15 protein-coding genes are annotated in these 16,183 nt (G+C 70.6%); 4 read left to right on the forward strand and 11 right to left on the reverse strand.

The window, feature by feature from the left end:
- Positions 1–315: 315 nt before the first annotated feature.
- Positions 316–1,488, reverse strand: a complete 1,173-nt coding sequence (locus ACGFRF_RS16130; protein ID WP_393740254.1) for an acyl-CoA dehydrogenase family protein — start codon at positions 1,486–1,488, stop codon at positions 316–318.
- 332 nt (positions 1,489–1,820) lie between these two features.
- On the opposite strand from ACGFRF_RS16130, the gene ACGFRF_RS16135 reads away from it, so the two are divergent.
- Complete coding sequence (locus ACGFRF_RS16135) at positions 1,821–3,059, forward strand: glycoside hydrolase family 18 protein (protein ID WP_393740256.1); 1,239 nt, start codon at positions 1,821–1,823, stop codon at positions 3,057–3,059.
- 58 nt (positions 3,060–3,117) lie between these two features.
- Here the strand turns inward: ACGFRF_RS16135 and ACGFRF_RS16140 are convergent, their stop codons facing one another.
- The 5 genes from ACGFRF_RS16140 to ACGFRF_RS16160 all read right to left on the reverse strand — a co-directional run bounded on the left by ACGFRF_RS16140 (position 3,118) and on the right by ACGFRF_RS16160 (position 8,476).
- On the reverse strand, positions 3,118–3,813 hold the full coding sequence (locus ACGFRF_RS16140) for a TetR/AcrR family transcriptional regulator (RefSeq protein WP_393740258.1): 696 nt from the start codon (positions 3,811–3,813) through the stop codon (positions 3,118–3,120).
- A 78-nt stretch (positions 3,814–3,891) separates the two neighbouring features.
- Positions 3,892–4,032: an SCO1431 family membrane protein gene (locus ACGFRF_RS16145; RefSeq protein ID WP_362161557.1), complete on the reverse strand. Its 141-nt coding sequence runs from the start codon at positions 4,030–4,032 to the stop codon at positions 3,892–3,894.
- A gap of 107 nt (positions 4,033–4,139) precedes the next feature.
- On the reverse strand, positions 4,140–5,501 hold the full coding sequence (locus ACGFRF_RS16150; RefSeq protein WP_393740260.1) for a peptidase C39 family protein: 1,362 nt from the start codon (positions 5,499–5,501) through the stop codon (positions 4,140–4,142).
- 421 nt (positions 5,502–5,922) lie between these two features.
- Complete coding sequence (locus tag ACGFRF_RS16155; protein WP_393740262.1) at positions 5,923–7,476, reverse strand: amino acid permease; 1,554 nt, start codon at positions 7,474–7,476, stop codon at positions 5,923–5,925.
- A 43-nt stretch (positions 7,477–7,519) separates the two neighbouring features.
- Complete coding sequence (locus ACGFRF_RS16160; RefSeq protein WP_393740264.1) at positions 7,520–8,476, reverse strand: hypothetical protein; 957 nt, start codon at positions 8,474–8,476, stop codon at positions 7,520–7,522.
- 272 nt (positions 8,477–8,748) lie between these two features.
- Here ACGFRF_RS16160 and ACGFRF_RS16165 point away from each other — a divergent pair, with 272 nt between their 5' ends.
- Together ACGFRF_RS16165 and ACGFRF_RS16170 are read left to right on the forward strand one after the other, a co-directional pair.
- Positions 8,749–9,357 carry a uridine kinase gene (locus tag ACGFRF_RS16165; RefSeq protein WP_393740859.1) on the forward strand — a complete coding sequence of 203 codons (609 nt, stop codon included), beginning with the start codon at positions 8,749–8,751 and terminating at the stop codon, positions 9,355–9,357.
- A gap of 442 nt (positions 9,358–9,799) precedes the next feature.
- Entirely contained in the window at positions 9,800–11,677 is a 1,878-nt protein-coding gene (locus ACGFRF_RS16170; protein ID WP_393740266.1) for an AAA family ATPase, read from the forward strand.
- Between the two features lie 245 nt (positions 11,678–11,922).
- Here the strand turns inward: ACGFRF_RS16170 and ACGFRF_RS16175 are convergent, their stop codons facing one another.
- Entirely contained in the window at positions 11,923–12,159 is a 237-nt protein-coding gene (locus ACGFRF_RS16175) for a hypothetical protein (protein WP_393740268.1), read from the reverse strand.
- 172 nt (positions 12,160–12,331) lie between these two features.
- Between ACGFRF_RS16175 and ACGFRF_RS16180 the strand changes: the two genes are divergently transcribed.
- Positions 12,332–12,865, forward strand: coding sequence for a hypothetical protein (locus tag ACGFRF_RS16180; protein WP_393740269.1), 534 nt, complete (start codon positions 12,332–12,334; stop codon positions 12,863–12,865).
- Between the two features lie 57 nt (positions 12,866–12,922).
- On the opposite strand, the gene ACGFRF_RS16185 is transcribed toward ACGFRF_RS16180, so the two are convergent.
- The 4 genes from ACGFRF_RS16185 to ACGFRF_RS16200 form a co-directional block, all read right to left on the reverse strand.
- A complete protein-coding gene (locus ACGFRF_RS16185; protein WP_393740271.1) occupies positions 12,923–13,048 on the reverse strand; it encodes a hypothetical protein in 126 nt (41 codons plus the stop codon).
- A gap of 71 nt (positions 13,049–13,119) precedes the next feature.
- Positions 13,120–14,193 carry a hemolysin family protein gene (locus ACGFRF_RS16190; RefSeq protein WP_393740273.1) on the reverse strand — a complete coding sequence of 358 codons (1,074 nt, stop codon included), beginning with the start codon at positions 14,191–14,193 and terminating at the stop codon, positions 13,120–13,122.
- On the reverse strand, positions 14,190–15,524 hold the full coding sequence (locus ACGFRF_RS16195; protein ID WP_393740275.1) for a hemolysin family protein: 1,335 nt from the start codon (positions 15,522–15,524) through the stop codon (positions 14,190–14,192). The genes ACGFRF_RS16190 and ACGFRF_RS16195 overlap by 4 nt, the downstream gene beginning before the upstream one ends.
- A gap of 203 nt (positions 15,525–15,727) precedes the next feature.
- Positions 15,728–16,180: a PH domain-containing protein gene (locus ACGFRF_RS16200; protein WP_393740277.1), complete on the reverse strand. Its 453-nt coding sequence runs from the start codon at positions 16,178–16,180 to the stop codon at positions 15,728–15,730.
- Between the last annotated feature and the right edge of the window lie 3 nt (positions 16,181–16,183).

A 16,183-nucleotide genomic window follows, 5' to 3' on the forward strand; every position in this document is an offset into this window, starting at 1 on the left:
GGTCGGTCCGCCGGGAGGGGGCCAGAGCGGGAACCGGACGTCGTCCGTGAACTCACGCGCGATTCGGCCGAGGGTAACCTGTCCGGCCCTCCCCGCGTTCTCCTGGCATGACCCCCTTGCACTCGGCCACCGGGCGTCAGCGCCGCATCTTCGTCCCCCGCCCCGCAGAATCGGTTCCGCCACCGCCCGCACCGCAGGATCCGCCCATCTACCGCGACCTGATGCGCGTCTGGGCCGACCGGGGCCGCACCCTGCCGGGCCGCCACGACCCGGAGTGGATCAGGCTGGCGGCCCCGACCGTCCTCAGGGGGCAGTTCAGCGACCCTCCGGTCCCGCCACGTGACGGGCGATGACCATCCGCTGGATCTGGTTGGTGCCCTCGACGATCTGCAGGACCTTGGCCTCGCGCATGTAGCGCTCGGCCGGGAAGTCGGCGGTGTAGCCGTAGCCGCCGAGTATCTGCACGGCGTCCGTCGTGACCTTCATGGCCGTGTCGGTGCAGTGCAGCTTGGCCATGGCCGCCTGCTTCGCGAACGGCCTGCCCGCGTCGCGCAGCCGGGCGGCCGCGAGGTACAGCGCGCGGCCGGCCTCGATCTGGGTCGCCATGTCGGCGATCATGAAGCGCAGGCCCTGGAAGTCGGCGATGGGCCGGCCGAACTGCCGACGCCGGGTGGCGTAGCCGACCGCCTCGTCCAGCGCGGCCTGGGCGAGGCCGATGGCGCAGGCCGCGATGCCGAGCCGTCCCGAGTCGAGGGCGGACAGGGCGATCGAGAAGCCCTGGCCCTCCTCTCCGATGCGCCGGTCGTCGGGGACCCGGACGCCGTCGAGGTGCACCTGCGCGGTGGGCGAGCCCTTCATGCCCATCTTCTTCTCGGGCACCGCGCCACTGAGGCCCGGCGCGTCGCCCGGAACGAGGAAGGCGGTGATCCCGCGCGGGCCGTCCTCGCCCGTGCGGGCCATCACGGTGTAGAAGTCGGCGATGCCGCCGTGCGTGATCCAGGCCTTGGTGCCGGTGAGCACCCATGCGTCGCCGTCCCGGACGGCCTTGGTGTGCAGGGAGGCCGCGTCCGAGCCGGAGGCCGGCTCGGAGAGGCAGTACGCCCCGAGCAGGCCGCCGCCCAGCATCGCGGGCAGGTGCTCGACCTGCTGCTGCTTGGTGCCGTGGGCGGCGAGCGCGTAGGAGGCGAGCGTGTGCACGCTGACGCCGAGGCCCACGGTGAGCCGTGCCGCGGCCAGCTCCTCCAGAACCTGGAGGTAGACCTCGTAGGGCTGGTCGCCGCCGCCGTACTCGGAGTCGTAGGGCAGGCCGAGCAGGCCGGACTCGGAGAGCAGGGTGAAGACCTCGCGCGGGAAGCGTCCCGCGTCCTCCTCCTCGGCGGCCTTCGGCGCGATCTCGCGCTGGGCGATCTCCCGGACGAGCGCGAGCAGGTCCCTCGCCTCTTCCGTCGGCAGTTGACGCTCCACCGGCTGCGGGTCGCGGTCGGACATGGCGTCGGTCTCCTCCCTGTTCGGGCACCGGCGTTCCGGCCCGTGGGTGGGGGCGGCTCCGCCTGATCGTCGCGGTCGGCCGAAGGTGCCGCTTCCGGGTCTCGGAAGCTGCTGACCAGCGGCTGTGCGCTGTGAGTATGCCCGATCAGCGGCCTTCCGTCACCAGTTAACGACCGCTTACTTCAGGAATCCGGTCGACCACTTCCCGGCCGTCGAGATTGGTCCGAACCATTGACCTACTGGTCTAGTCCTCCTACTGTGCATGACCAACGCTTTACCGCGTTCATGCCAATCGGCGCGCGTTCCCCTCTCCCCCACGAGGAGCCACCCCGATGCACTCTCCCCACCGCCCCGGCACCCGGTTCCGGGCGCTCGTCGCGGCCGCGTGCTCCGCCGTCCTCGGCGCCGGACTGCTGGCCGGCGCCGGCACCGCGACCGCGGCCGCCCCCGCCGCCGAGCAGATCAAGGCCGGCTCCAAGGTCGTCGGCTACTTCACCGAATGGGGCACCTACGACCGCAAGTACTACGTCAAGAACATCGAGACCTCGGGCTCCGCGGCCAAGCTGACCCACATCAACTACGCGTTCGGCAACGTCACCGGCGGCAAGTGCGCGCTGGGCGACTCCTACGCGGCCACCGACCGCGCCTACACGGCCGCCGAGTCGGTCGACGGCGTCGCCGACACCTGGGACCAGCCGCTGCGCGGCAACTTCAACCAGTTGCTGAAGCTGAAGAAGAAGCACCCGGGCCTGAAGGTCCTGTGGTCCTTCGGCGGCTGGACCTGGTCCAGCGGCTTCGGGGAGGCCGCGAAGAACCCGGCCGCCTTCGCCCAGTCCTGCTACGACCTGGTGAAGAACTCCAAGTGGGCGGGTGTCTTCGACGGCATCGACATCGACTGGGAGTACCCGAACGCCTGCGGCGACACCTGCGACACCAGCGGGCGGGACGCGTTCAGGAACCTGATGGCCGCCCTCCGGTCGAAGTTCGGCTCCGGGAACCTGGTGACCGCGGCGATCACCGCGGACGCCACCAGCGGCGGCAAGATCGACGCGGCGGACTACGCGGGCGCCGCCCAGTACGTCGACTGGTACAACCCCATGACGTACGACTACTTCGGCGCCTGGGACGCCGCCGGCCCGACCGCCCCGCACTCCCCGCTCAACTCCTACTCGGGCATCCCCAAGGCGGGCTTCCACACCTCGGCGACCATCTCCAAGCTCAAGGGCCTCGGCATCCCCGCCTCCAAGCTGCTGCTCGGCATCGGCTTCTACGGGCGCGGCTGGACCGGTGTCACACAGGCGGCGCCCGGCGGTTCGGCGACCGGTCCGGCGGCGGGCACCTACGAGCAGGGCATCGACGACTACAAGGTGCTCAAGACCAAGTGCCCGGCGACCGGCACGGTGGGCGGCACGGCCTACGCCAAGTGCGGGAACGACTGGTGGAGTTACGACACTCCGGCGACCATCGCCACCAAGATGACGTACAAGAACCAGCAGGGCCTGGGCGGCACCTTCTTCTGGGAGCTGAGCGGCGACACCACGAGCGGTGAGCTGATCAAGGCCATCAACTGACCGAAGCCACGGGGGACTTGGGAGCGGAGGACCACGAGCCTCCGCTCCCTCGTGCAGGTCAACCGGCGCGGCGGGCGGGGGGTGGGGCCGGGTATGCCGGGTCCAGCTCCTCGATGGCGCGCAGGGCTCCGCCGAGCGTCTTCACCAGAAGCTCGCACATGGTGTCGCGGGACAGCTCGGGTCGGGCGATCCAGTCCAGGGTGGCACCCTCCACGCTGCACACCCAGGCGAGCAGGCCCATACGGGCGAGCGGGGCGATGTCGCCCCGGCCGTAGGCCCCTTCGGCGATGGTGGCGATGATCGCGGCGCGGACGCCGTCCCGGATGGCGTGCACCTCGGCGTCGAAGCCGACTCCGCCGCTGACGATCGTGCGATACGCGGCCTGGTGCTGCTCGGCGTAGCGCAGATAGCCGTCGATGGTGCGGTGGACGCGGTCCCGGGCGTCCAGCTCGAGGCCGCTCGAGGCGGAGGAGACCAGGTCGGCGACGGAGTCCTGGACGATCGCCAGGTAGTAACCGCGCTTGGACCGGAAGTAGTAGTAGATCAGCCCCTTGGCGACATGCGCCTGGCGGGCGATGTCGTCCATGGACAGCGCGTCGTAGGACGTGTCGGCGAACAACTTCCGCCCGATGGCGATGAGTTCGGCGCGACGCGCCACCGAGCGCTCGGTGCCGCGCACCCGGAGGGGGGCGTCCCCTGCGCGAGCGGGGTCGAGGGCCTGGGGAAGGGCCGCGGCGGCACGCTGCTGAGGCATATTCAATTTCGACCTTGGTCTGGGAGGTCGGTGGGACCTCCGCAGTATGTCAGAACATGCCGCCCCGCGAGGCTCGGGTCAGAGCAGACCCAGCTGGGTCACGAGCATCGCGGTCACCACGACGAGCACCCAGCCCATGACGTGCTCGAGGATCTTCGGGCCGTCTTCCTGGGGGCCGCCGGTGCGGACGCGGGTGGCGGTGGCCGGATGTGCGGTCATGATTTCTCACAGAGGTCGGACGTACGGAGTGGACTCCCCCCACCCATTTGTCCACCTTGCCACCCGCGACGGCGTTTGCGGCAGAGACGTTGCTCACACAGGTCGGGTCAGCGCACGCCCACCGCGGCGAGGGCCTTGCGCTGGCGCGGGCTCGGGTGGGCCGGGAAGTAGAGGTAGCAGACCCCTCCGGTGCCGGAGACGACCTTGCCGGAGGCGTTGTACCGCTTGGTCCGCAGCCAGATGTTCTCCCACTCCCGGCGCAGGTACACCCGCCGTACCGCCTCGTCGCTCGGCGAGGCCGGGTCGTTGGCGATCACGTCGCCGTCGGCCGTGAAGCCGATCACGGTCATCAGGTGGCCGGAGGTGCCGTACCCGGCGCCGGTCAGCTCGGTCTTCAGGAAGGACTGGGACGTTATGGCGGGGATGCCGGCCGCGACCAGCGTCTCCAGGTCGGTGAGGGAGGCGAGCCGGGTGACCACGCCCTGCAGGCCCGCGTAGGTGGCCGCGTAGGCGGCGTTGAAGGGCCAGTTGCCGCAGCCCTGGTACTGGTGGTCGTAGGTGGCGCGGGCGGCGTGGCAGACCTGCGGGTCGGCGTAGGACGGGTCCACCCAGGACAGCTGCTCGGGGGTGAGCCGGCCGCCCCAGTACTCGATGATCATCTGCGAGGACGTGGGGCTGCACCAGGCCTCGCCACCGTTGTCGTACTGCGGGTACTGACCCTTGTGGATCTCCTGCGAGTAGCGCGGGACGGCCAGTTCCTGGGCGAGACCGGGAGTGGAGGCCGGGACGGTGAAGCGGTCGGGAATGTCGGAGCCCATCGCGCCGAGCCGCCAGACGGTGGGTGTGAGGTGCGTGCCCGGCTTGCGGTAGAGCGTCAGGCGCAGCCGGTACGACGTCAGGCGCAGTCCGGTGCTCGCGTCGTCGATGGCGAAGGTGTCCGTCCAGATGGAGCTCTTGCCGTCGGTCTGGTCGTCCACCGAGGTCCGCTTGATGTCCTGGTCGCCGGCCGCCCAGCGGCCCATCACGTACCAGGGGGTGTCGGTGCCGTCGGAGTACGTGCCCTGCAACTCGACCTGGAGCCAGGTGCCGTCGGGGGTGTGCGCGTTCCAGGAGGCGATGACCTCGGTGGCGGGGACGGTCAGCCGGTGGACCGGGGAGGTCCAGGTGGCGTACTCCCAGGTGGCGGTGGTGCCGGTGTGCGGGTCGGTGTAGTCGGTGCGTCCCGCGGGGGCACCGATCACGAGGCCGGGGCGGAGGCCGGAGACGGCCCGGGTGCCCTGGGCGGTGCCGGAGCGCCACTCTCGGTGGGTGGTCCAGGCGTGGTAGTCGATCGGGCGGCCTTGCGCCTGGAGTGGCGCTGCGGCGTCGGCGGGTCCCTGCGCGGCGGCTGGGGCCGCCGCGCCGCTCATCGCCGCGGCGACGGCGACGGCCAGAACGGTTCTGCGGGACGGCTGTTCGGCTCTGCTCATGGGCGTGAATACCCCCAGGTGTCCGAGTCGGGGCTGGTCCGGTGACGGTTGTGCGCCAACTATGGATCAAGCGGCATGCCCCTGCCAGCACTTCGGCGTATGCCGTGCCACCAATATTGGTCTGGGCCACTGAAAGGGGTTTCCCCAAGGTGCGCGAAGGCCCCGACGCGGGCCAAATGCCGTGCGCCGGGGCCGGATGGCGGGTGGGGGCGGCCCGAGGAGTGGGACCGGGGCCGGGCCCGTCCGGCCGGATCGCCTCGGACGTAGGCCCTGGGCGGCCGGGCGGGTCCCGCCGGACGGCCCGGGGTGTAGGTCCCGGGCGGCCGGACGGGTCGGGCCGGATCGCCGGGGTGTAGGTCCCAGGCGGCCGGATGGGTCCCGCCGGACGGCCCGGGAGGTGGGTCCCTGGCGGCCGGATGGGTCAGACGAGGTCCATCGCGGCGACCTCGTCGGGGCGGCCGTAGCTGACCGGGCCCTGGAAGCGGCGGCGGGCGGTGGCGAACCACCACACCGTGGCCACGAGCAGGACGACGGCGAGCGCGATCGGCGCGTAGTTGAAGGAGTCGACGGTGATCGGCGAGGCCTGCGGCAGCATGAACAGGACGCTGCTCAGCAGGATCCAGATCACCGCGAGCCAGCCGACCGGCCGGCCCCAGCGACCCAGATGCCAAGGGCCGGGCTGGAACGCGTCACCGAGCCGGAGCCGCAGGAAGATCGGTACGGCGTAGGCGAGGAAGAGCCCGACCACATTGACGCTGACGATGGCCGTGAACGCGGTGTGCGACCACCAGCCGGGGACGACGAGGGCCAGCGAGCAGCCCACCGCGAGCCACACCGCCTTCACGGGGGTACGGGTGCGCAGCGAGACCGAGTGCCACCAGCGGGAACCGGGCATGGCGCCGTCCCTGGAGAAGGCGAAGATCTGCCGGGTGTTGCTGGTGAGGTTGGCCAGACCGCAGAAGAGCATCGCGCCGATGACGATGAGGAGCATGACCTTGGCGGTGCCGAGACCGAGGCCGTCGATGAGAATCTGGACGGGCGGCGTACCCGCCCCGGCCACCTTGGCGTAGTCGTTAATGCTGTAGACCAGTGCAAGCATGAGGATCAGGCCGGTGATCGCCGAATAGCCGATGGCGCGGGTGATCCCCTTCGGGGCGTTGACCGTGGCGCCGACCGTTTCCTCGGACATGTGGAAGCTGCCGTCGAACCCGGTGAAGGTCCAGCTGGTGACCAGCAGGCCGAGCATGCCGCCGTAAAGTCCGCTCGTGAAGCCGGTGTTGTTCTCGAAATGGGTGACGAAGGACGCCGGCTGATGATGATCGGGCATCACTATGAGTGCGCCGACGATCACGACGAGTCCGATCAGCAGCCACCACACGGAAATGCGGTTCAGCAGGGCGACGAGCTGGACGGTGTAGGTGTTGGCGAGTCCCTGCAGCACGATGATCAGAGCCGTGATCAGCACGGTCTGGTGCGCGGTCGGCTGGTAGGAGGGCCACTGCAGCTGCACGAACGCCTGGATGAAGGTGGCGGCCGCGTAGCCGGTGGCGGCGGTGCCACCGATCTGGCCCACGAAGTTCAACCAGCCCGTGAACCAGGACCAGGCGCCCTTGTGCCGCTTGGCGAGTTTACCGGCGGAGAAATACAGCGCACCGCTCGTCGGATAGGCCGAGGCGACTTCTGCCATGGCCGCACCGATGAGCAGCACCATGACCGAGACGCCGATCCAGCCGAACACGAGAATGCGGGGGCCGCCCGCACTCATCCCGAATCCGAAGGACGAGAAAATACCCGAGAGGATATTGATGATGGTGAAGGAGATCGCGAAATTGTCGAACGCCTTGAAGCGTCGGGTGAGTTTTCGCGGATAACCCATCGCGTGCAGGGTCGCGTCGTCGTCGAGCACGACCGCGTCTTCACCCGCGCCGGATTTCGCGCGAGCTTTCGCTCGGGGCGACGATGTCCGTTCCGACACTGATCGGCCTTTCTCTCGATGGGGAAAAGGGGGACGAGCGGGGTCAGGCGGGCCCGGGGACGGGCAGTCCGCAGGCGCGCCGGGCGCGGGAGAGCTGCTCGGCGGGGTCGCCGAAGGCGCTCCAGGGCATGCGCGAGGCGTACGGGCCCATCGCTGTGAACACCGCCCGGGCCTCGAACTCGCGCTGGGCCATGACCAGCGCGTGCGCGAGGTAGGCCAGGTCGAGCACCGGTGTGAAGCGGTAACCGGCCACCGCCGGCAGCCAGTTGTGGTAGATCGCCAGCGCGGTGGAGCGCCACTGGGGCTGTTCCCAGACCCGGTCGGCGAGCAGCTGGGTCGGGTTGTAGCTCTCCACCAGGGCCACCAGGGGAAGCAGCCGCAGGGCGGAGTCGGCGGGTGCCCGCTGGCTGAGGAAGGCGGCCACGTCCCAGGCGGCGTTGACCGAGCCGCCGTGGCGCGTGAAGAAGCAGGACAGGAAGCGGTGGTGGGCCTCGCGGTGCCACGGGTCCAGGGACAGGACGTGCGCGAAGAGCCGCCAGGGACCCGGCGGGGCGGTGAGCATCCCCTGCGGGGCGGGGTCACGCAGCCGGTGCAGCCGGGCCATGGCCAGCTTGGCGACCCAGGGGGTGGGGTCGTCGGGGGCCAGGGCGGCGGCGCGGTCGCAGGCGGTCAGCGCGATCCGCTCCAGCGCCTCGGCGCGCTCGTCCCGCGCGTCGGCCGCCCGCAGCGCGCGCTGCACCGCGACCCGCGCCCACATCAGCGCCGCCTCGGGCGTCGGCTCCTCGGCCAGCCAGCGCTCCACCAGATCGGTGCCGGCCGCCTCGGAGGCGAGCACCAACGAGCGGTGGGCGCGCAGGGCGAAGTCGGAACGCGTCTCGGCGAGCGCCTCGAACGCGTATCGATAACGTCCGGCGCGCACATCGACGCAAACGCTTGCCAGGACACGGTCGTCGGCCGCCGGATGCCATACATAGTGCCCTTCGAATAACTCCGCGGCCATGCCCACCCGCCCGTCCCCGTTCGACGCGTCACAGTTGCGCAGGAGGCACCTTACTCAGCGGCGGGCACACCCGGAACGCCGAATTCGACATATCGGTCAGGGGATTCGGATCGCTTATCGCCGTGATTGACTGGCTGCCAGCCGATGGTTCAAATCGAGACGTCTTCCGGCCCGATGGCACGGGTGGAGTACGGGTGGCCGCGGCACGCCGGGCCACTACTAGACTGTTTCCGGAAAAACCCGCCACACCGCACCACACCTCGGGAAGCACCATTCACGACCTCGCCGCCCGGCTGCGCGGGCTTCCCCCCTCCGTGGGGCCGGTCCGGCTGATCGGCGTCGACGGGCACGCCGGCTCCGGAAAGTCCACCTTCGCCGCGCGCCTGGCCGCCGCGCTGGGCGGGGCACCGGTGCTCCATCTCGACGACATCGCCAGCCACGAGCAGCTCTTCGCGTGGACCGACCGGCTCATGGCGCAGGTGATCGAGCCCCTGGCCCGTGGCGAAACGGCGCGCTACGCCCCCTACGACTGGCGCGCTCGCGTGTTCGGCGCGCCCCGCCCGCTGCCGCCCGCGCCCGTGGTGCTGCTGGAGGGCGTCGGCGCCGGCCGCCGTGCGTTGCGGCCGCATCTGGCGGGGCTGCTGTGGATGGAGTTGCCCGCGGCAGAGTCCTGGAGGCGCGGACGCTCGCGGGACGGCGCGGAGCAGCGGGAGTTCTGGGACGGCTGGGTCGCGGCGGAGCGGGCGCACTTCGCCGCCGACCCTTCGCGCCCCCATGCCGATCTGCTGGTGCTGCAGACACCTGAGGGATATGAGGTGCTGCCGGGGCCGGGGTCGCCTCCTGGACCGGACCAAATGACTACGCAGCGTGAGGGATTGTAGGCAATGTGGTGAAGTCGTGAAGGCCCTTGCGGGCGAACTTCTCCAAGTGCCTCAACTGCGCTTGACCGGGGGCCCGTCCAGGTCTTACGTTCTCAATGTGCGGCCGTTCGGTGCCGCCCACCGACGCGAAGCCCCCGGTTGTTCCCCCGTGACCGGGGGCTTCGTTCTGCCCGCGGCCCGTTTTCCGGGCGCCCCGCGCACCGATACGGTCACCCACGGTCACGACATGGTGTGCGCCCCGTCTGCTTCCGCCTCGTCGAACGGCCTGTGCGGCACCCTTCGGCAGGCGGGCGGCCCGCGGGTACGATGCCCTCGGTGCGACCTTCGAGCGGCTGCCTCGCGCACCTGCAACTCCGGTCCGCGGCACAGCGGTTCGACCGCGGCGGCCGTCGGGCGACTGCCCGGTGGTGAACCACGGGGGCACGGTCTGTGGGGGGACGTGATGGACTTCGGCACGCAGGGCCCCGAGGCCCCGGCCGACCTCGCCTGGCTGCGAGGTGTGGACGCCTACACGATGGGCGCCTACCCGCAGGCCGAGGAGGAGTTCCGCACCGCGGTGCGGATGGACCCGGGCATGGCGGACGCCTGGCTCGGGCTGCACGCGCTGCGGGTCGACACGACGACCGCGCTGCTCAGGATGTTCCGGCACCGCGACCGCTTCGGGGAACAGCGCACCCGGCACCGCCGGGCCCTCAACTCCTGGTACTGGCTGGGCTGGTGGGTGCAGCCGGTGCTGGAGAGCCCGCGCGATCTGCTGCTGGCGCACGCCTCGCACTGGCTGGACGGCCGGCACGTGCCCGAGCTGGACCGGGCCCTCGCCGGGCTGCCGCCGGTCGACACCGATCCGCACGTCCGCTTCCTGCACGCCTGCCGCGCCTACCTGGTCAAGGACTGGGACCAGCTCGTCCGCCACACCGATCCGCTGCTGGACGATCCCCTGCTCGGCATCGAGGCGGGCCTGTTCGGCGGCATGGCCCGGGTACGGCTGGAGATGTACGGGCAGGCCGAGCCCCTGCTCTCCGCGGCGCTGATGCGGTGCCGCAGCGAGCAGCCGCAGCGCAAGGAGCTGCGGTACTGGCTGGCGCGCGCCCATGAGGGCACCGGGCGCTCGGCCGCCGCGCTCCCGCTGTACCGGGCGGTGCACCGCGTCGACCCGGCCTTCATGGACACCTCCGCGCGGCTCGCCGCGATCGCCGAGGGCGACGGGTACGACGACGCGGCCGGACTCGCCTCGATCACGTTGACCGGCGTCGGGCAGGACACCGTGGACGGGCCGGACGGCTTCGATCCGATCTTCGGCACGGAGAGCCGCGATCTGCGGCTGACGGAACCGGATCTGCCGACGGGGCCCCTGCCGTCGGTGAGCGATCCGGCGGTGCGCGTGAAGACGACAGGGGTGTCGTCGTCCGCGATCCCCGCCGGGCCGACCGATCCGGGCCTGCTCGAGGAGGCGCTCGCCGAGCTGGAGCGGATGGTGGGGCTGGAGCCGGTCAAGCGCCAGGTCAAGGCGTTGTCCGCGCAGCTGAACATGGCCCGGCTGCGGACCGGGCAGGGGCTGCCGGTGCAGCCGCCGAAACGGCATTTCGTCTTCTCCGGGCCGTCCGGCACCGGCAAGACCACGGTCGCGCGGATTCTCGGGCGGGTGTTCTACGCGCTGGGCCTGCTCGGCGGGGATCACCTGGTGGAGGCCCAGCGGGCCGATCTGGTCGGCGAGTACCTCGGGCAGACCGCCGTGAAGGCCAACGAGCTGATCGACTCCGCGATCGGCGGGGTGCTGTTCGTGGACGAGGCGTACTCGCTGTCCAACTCCGGGTACGGCAAGGGGGACGCGTACGGCGACGAGGCGCTGCAGGTGCTGCTCAAGCGGGCCGAGGACAACCGGGACCACCTGGTGGTGATCCTGGCCGGCTATCCGGAGGGCATGGACCGGCTGCTCGCGGCGAATCCCGGGCTGTCGTCCCGCTTCACCACCCGTGTCGACTTCCCTTCCTACCGGCCGCAGGAACTCACCGAGATCGGGAAGGTGCTCGCCTCGGAGAACGGCGACGGATGGGACGAGGAGGCGCTGGAGGAGCTGCGGTCGATCGCCGGGCACGTGGTCGATCAGGGGTGGATCGACGAGCTGGGCAACGGGCGCTTTCTGCGGACCCTGTACGAGAAGAGTTGTGCGTATCGGGATCTCCGGTTGTCGACGTATGCCGGCTCGCTCTCCCGGGAGGATCTGGCGACGCTGCGGCTGCCGGACCTCATGCAGGCGTACGGGGAGGTGCTGTCCGGCAGAGGTCCGAGCGAGCCTTCAGGCGGGCCTTCGCCCGCCTGAATCACCGTGTTCCGGGTGTGCGCCGGGATCAGAGGTCAGCGTTCGCCAGCTGTGAGGCGTTCTCGTTGTAGGTCGCGTTCAGATTGCCGTAGAACGTGCCGTAGCCTTCCGGGTCCCACTGGTCCCGCGGAACCGCTGTAGCTGCTGTTGTAGTAGACCCAGTACACCCGGCTGGCCTCGTTGTAGACGGAGGCGGCGTCGTTCTTCACGGGCTTGTACTGACCGGTTCCGCTCGTCAGGAACTCCTACTGGGGGCAGCCCTGCGAGCTGCACGCGGGGGCGTTGACGGCGTAATTCGGGACCTGGCCGTAGATACCGACGCGGGAGCCTCCGAGGTTGGAATTGTAGAAGAGGCAGAGCGTGCCCCCGTAGTGCGAGCAGAGCGTGGTGCTCCCGTTGCCCAGGGCCTGGGCCGAGGACGCCCCGAACAGCAGGGCACATGCGGCGAGCAAGGCCGCACCGAAAGCGAATCGTATGCGCACGACATCCCCTTTGTAGTTTCTCTTTTCACCTTCGGGCCGGGAATGATAATCCCCGCCCGAAAAAAAGATCGCAGCTTTACCTGTACACGTCAAGGGGTTAGATTTTGTCTCGCGCTTTTCGAGCGGATAAGCATCGGCAAGGACCGGGCAAAGTTTTCGAATGGAGACGGACATGAAATGGCATGTACTTCGGGCGATGGCCGTACTGGGAGTTTCGGGGGCCGTCCTCACCGGCTGCACCGGTGCGCCCAAGGAGAGTGCGTCCCGGCCGTCCGCCCTTTCCACCGCACCGTCGCGGGGATCCGCACCGGCCGAGTCCGCCAAGGCGAGGGCTGCCGAAAAAGTGAAGGAGGATCTCGAGCGGAGCATTTCGGCGGACGAGGCCAGATTCGGTTCGGGCGTGCACTCGCCCTGCTCCACGTCGTCGCCCCGGATGTTCACCGTCGCGTGCGGGGCGGCGGCCGAGGCCACCGCTGAGACCGCCGGCCTGGCCCTGCGGGACATCGACGGGCGGAGCGGATTCGCGACCCTGGACACGACCGCACGGAAGGTGCGGGCCGCGGCTGGGGAGTACGACCGGCTGGGCTGCGCGACCGGGCCCGCCGCGACGGACGTCCGCCAGGCGTGCCTCGCCCCGGCCGCCGTCGTCGCGCAGGGCCTGGAGGATCTGCGGGACGGGGCCAATCTGGCTCTGGCCGGTCGGTGAATACGCCATGTCTCCTCGTCTGACGGACGCGCGGCCGGGGTCGGGTGGGCGGGCGGCTCAGTGCCGGAGCGCCTCCAAGGGTTCCTGCGCGGCGGGCGGGTTCAGCGCGGCGTGGTCCGCCGGCGCGTGGGACTCCAGCCACGCGTCGAGGCGGGCGAGGACAGCGTTGAGATCTTCGGTCATGCGAGGACTCTAGAGCCGTACCGGTGACACGGGCATGCTCCGGTCAACCCGCCTCCGGTCGACGGGTGGCCTCAGCCCGCCAGTGCCTCCTCCGGTTCCCCGCTCGCCCTGGGCTCCGGCATCTCGCGGTGCGCCGGATCCCGTACCTCTCCGACCAGCAGCTCCAGTACGTCCTCCAGGGCCACCAGGCCCAGCACCCTGCCGGTCGCGTCCGCCACCTGGGCCAGATGCGTGGCCGCCCGGCGCATCACCGTCAGAGCGTCGTCGAGCGGCAGCTCGGCACGGAGGGTGGTCATGGGGCGCCACACGTGCTGGGGGACGGCTCGGTCGGAGTCCTCCAGGTCGAGGACGTCCTTCACATGGACGTACCCCATGAAGGGCCCCTTCTCCGCCGCCGCCACCGGGAAGCGGGAGTAGCCCGTGCGGGCGGTCAGCTCGACGATCTCGCCCGGCGTCACCGACGGCGTCACCGTGACCAGGGACTCCCGGCGCAGCAGGACGTCCGTCACCGGCCGGGAACCCAGTTCCAGCGCGTCCTCCAGCCGCTCCTGCTCCTCGGGGTCGAGGAGGCCCGCCTGGCCCGAGTCCTCCAGCAGGCGGTTCAGCTGCTCGCTGGTGACGACGGCCTCGACCTCGTCCTTCGGCTCGACGCGGAAGAGCCGCAGGATGCCCTGGGCGCAGGCGCCGAGAGACACGGTGATCGGCTTGCAGAGGCGGGCGAAGTAGACCAGGCCCGGGCTGAGCCACAGTGCCGCCTTCTCGGGCGCCGCCATGGCGAGGTTCTTGGGGACCATCTCGCCGATGACCAGGTGGAAGAAGACCACGGCGGCCAGGGCGACGACATAGCCGAGAGGGTGGATCATGCCGTGCGGGAGGTGGATCGCCTCGAACAGCGGTTCCAGCAGGTGCGCCACCGTCGGCTCGGCGACCGCGCCGAGCGTCAGGGAACAGACGGTGATGCCGAACTGGGCCGCGGCCATCATCTCGGGCAGCCGTTCCAGGCCGTACAGCACCTGGCGGGCCCGTGCCGTGCCGAGGGGTTCGATCTGGCTGCGGCGGACGGAGACGAGCGCGAATTCGGCGCCGACGAAGAAGCCGTTGGCGAGCACGAGCAGCGCGGCGAAGACCAACTGGAGGACGCTCATCGGGCCGCCTCCATGACGTTGACCGCCGGGGCCGTCCTGACCAGGCGGACCCGTTCGGCGCGGTAGTGGCCGACCTGCCGGACGGAGAGCCGCCAGCCGGGCAGTTCGGCCCGGTCGCCGGGGGCCGGGATGCGGCCGAGCAGGTCGGCGACCAGACCGGCGACGGTCTCGTACGGCCCCTCCGGCACGTCGAGGCCTATGCGCTGGAGGATGTCGACACGGCAGCTGCCGTCGACGTCCCAGGCCGGCTTGCCGTCCTCGGGCGGAGCGGCGGCCAGCTCGGGCACGTCCTTGGCGTCGTGCTCGTCGCGGACCTCGCCGACGAGTTCCTCGACGATGTCCTCCAAGGTGACCACGCCGGCCGTGCCGCCGTACTCGTCCACGACGACCGCGATGGGCTGCTCGCTGCGCAGCCGGGACAGGAGCGGCTGGACGGGCAGGGTCTCGGGGACGAGGAGCGCCTTGCGGGCGATACGGCCGACCGGGGTGCGCAGCCGGTCGTGCACGGGGATCGCCAGCGCGTCCTTGAGGTGGGCCATGCCGACGATCTCGTCGATCTTCTCCTGGTAGACGGGGAAGCGGGACAGGCCGGTGGCCCGGGTGAGGTTGACGACGTCCTCGGCGGTGGCCGAGTCCTGCAGCGCGCTGACCTTCACCCGGGGGGTCATGACGTGCTGCGCGGTGAGCTCGCCCAGGGAGAGCGTGCGGACGAAGAGGTCGGCCGTGTCCTGCTCCAGGGCGCCGGCCTGCGCGGAGTGCCGGGCCAGGGAGACCAGTTCGCCGGGGGTGCGGGCGGAGGCCAGCTCCTCGGCGGGTTCGACGCCGAGCGCGCGGACCAGCCGGTTGGCGACCGTGTTGAGTGCGGCGATCACCGGCCGGAACAGGCGGGAGAAATGGTGCTGCGGGCCGGCCACGAACCGCGCGACCTGCAGGGGCTTGGACACCGCCCAGTTCTTGGGCACGAGTTCGCCGATCACCATCTGGATCGCGGAGGCCAGCAGCATGCCGACGACCACGGCGACCCCGGAGGCGGCGCCCTCGGGGATGCCGAGGGCGGCGAACGGGCCGTGCAGCAGCTCGGCCAGGGCCGGTTCGGCGAGCATGCCGACGACCAGGGAGGTGATGGTGATGCCGAGCTGGGTGCCGGAGAGCTGGAAGGACAGCTCCTTCAGCGACTCCACGACCGTACGGGCGCGTTTGTCGCCGTCGGCGGCGGCCTTCTCGGCTTCCGGGCGCTCGACCGTCACCAGGCCGAACTCGGCCGCCACGAAGAAGCCGTTGGCCAGGATGAGCAGGAAGGCCGCTCCGAGGAGCAGCAGGGGGATGGTCACGATGCCACCGCCTTCCCGTGCTGTCGGGTCGGGGCGGCGCAGGTACTACAGGACGATCCGTCCATCGCTGGAGGGAGTCACTCCTCGGGTAGCAGGAACCCCTGTGCACCGGGCGGCGCGCAGGGGCGGAGGCGCAGCGAAAAGGCCTCCGCCACCAGATTAATCAAGACACGGGCCGCACGGGCAGGGTGGGCGCCCCGGAGTCATCCCTGATCTTGCGCCTGACGGGCGGCCGAGCGGGCCTCGGCGAGCGCCCTCAGGGCTCGCGCGTCGGCGATGGCGCGCTGCTTGGCGAGGCCCGGCTGGATGCCGAGCGCGGGCAGGCTGGTGCCGTCGCTGAGGTTGAGGAACACCCAAGGATCGCCCGGACGGAGGTTCACCTGGACGATCTCCGCCCAGTCCAGGCGCCGCCTGCTGGCGATGTTGACGACGGTGACGCCGGACTCGTCGGCGACGACCTTCACCCGGGCCAGCTGGGCCAGCACCCAGAAGATGAGCGCACCGGTGACGACGAAGCTGAGCCGCTCCCCCGGGCCCAGCTCCAGCAGCATCGCTATCCCGGAGATCACCAGGAAGATCACGACGCCGGCGGTCAGCAGGATCGCCCGGGTGTGGCCCGGCCGGAAGGTGACGGGAAGGGTGGGGACATCGGACATCTC

This window comes from Streptomyces sp. NPDC048521 (assembly GCF_043199855.1).
Classification (GTDB): Bacteria; Actinomycetota; Actinomycetes; order Streptomycetales; family Streptomycetaceae; genus Streptomyces.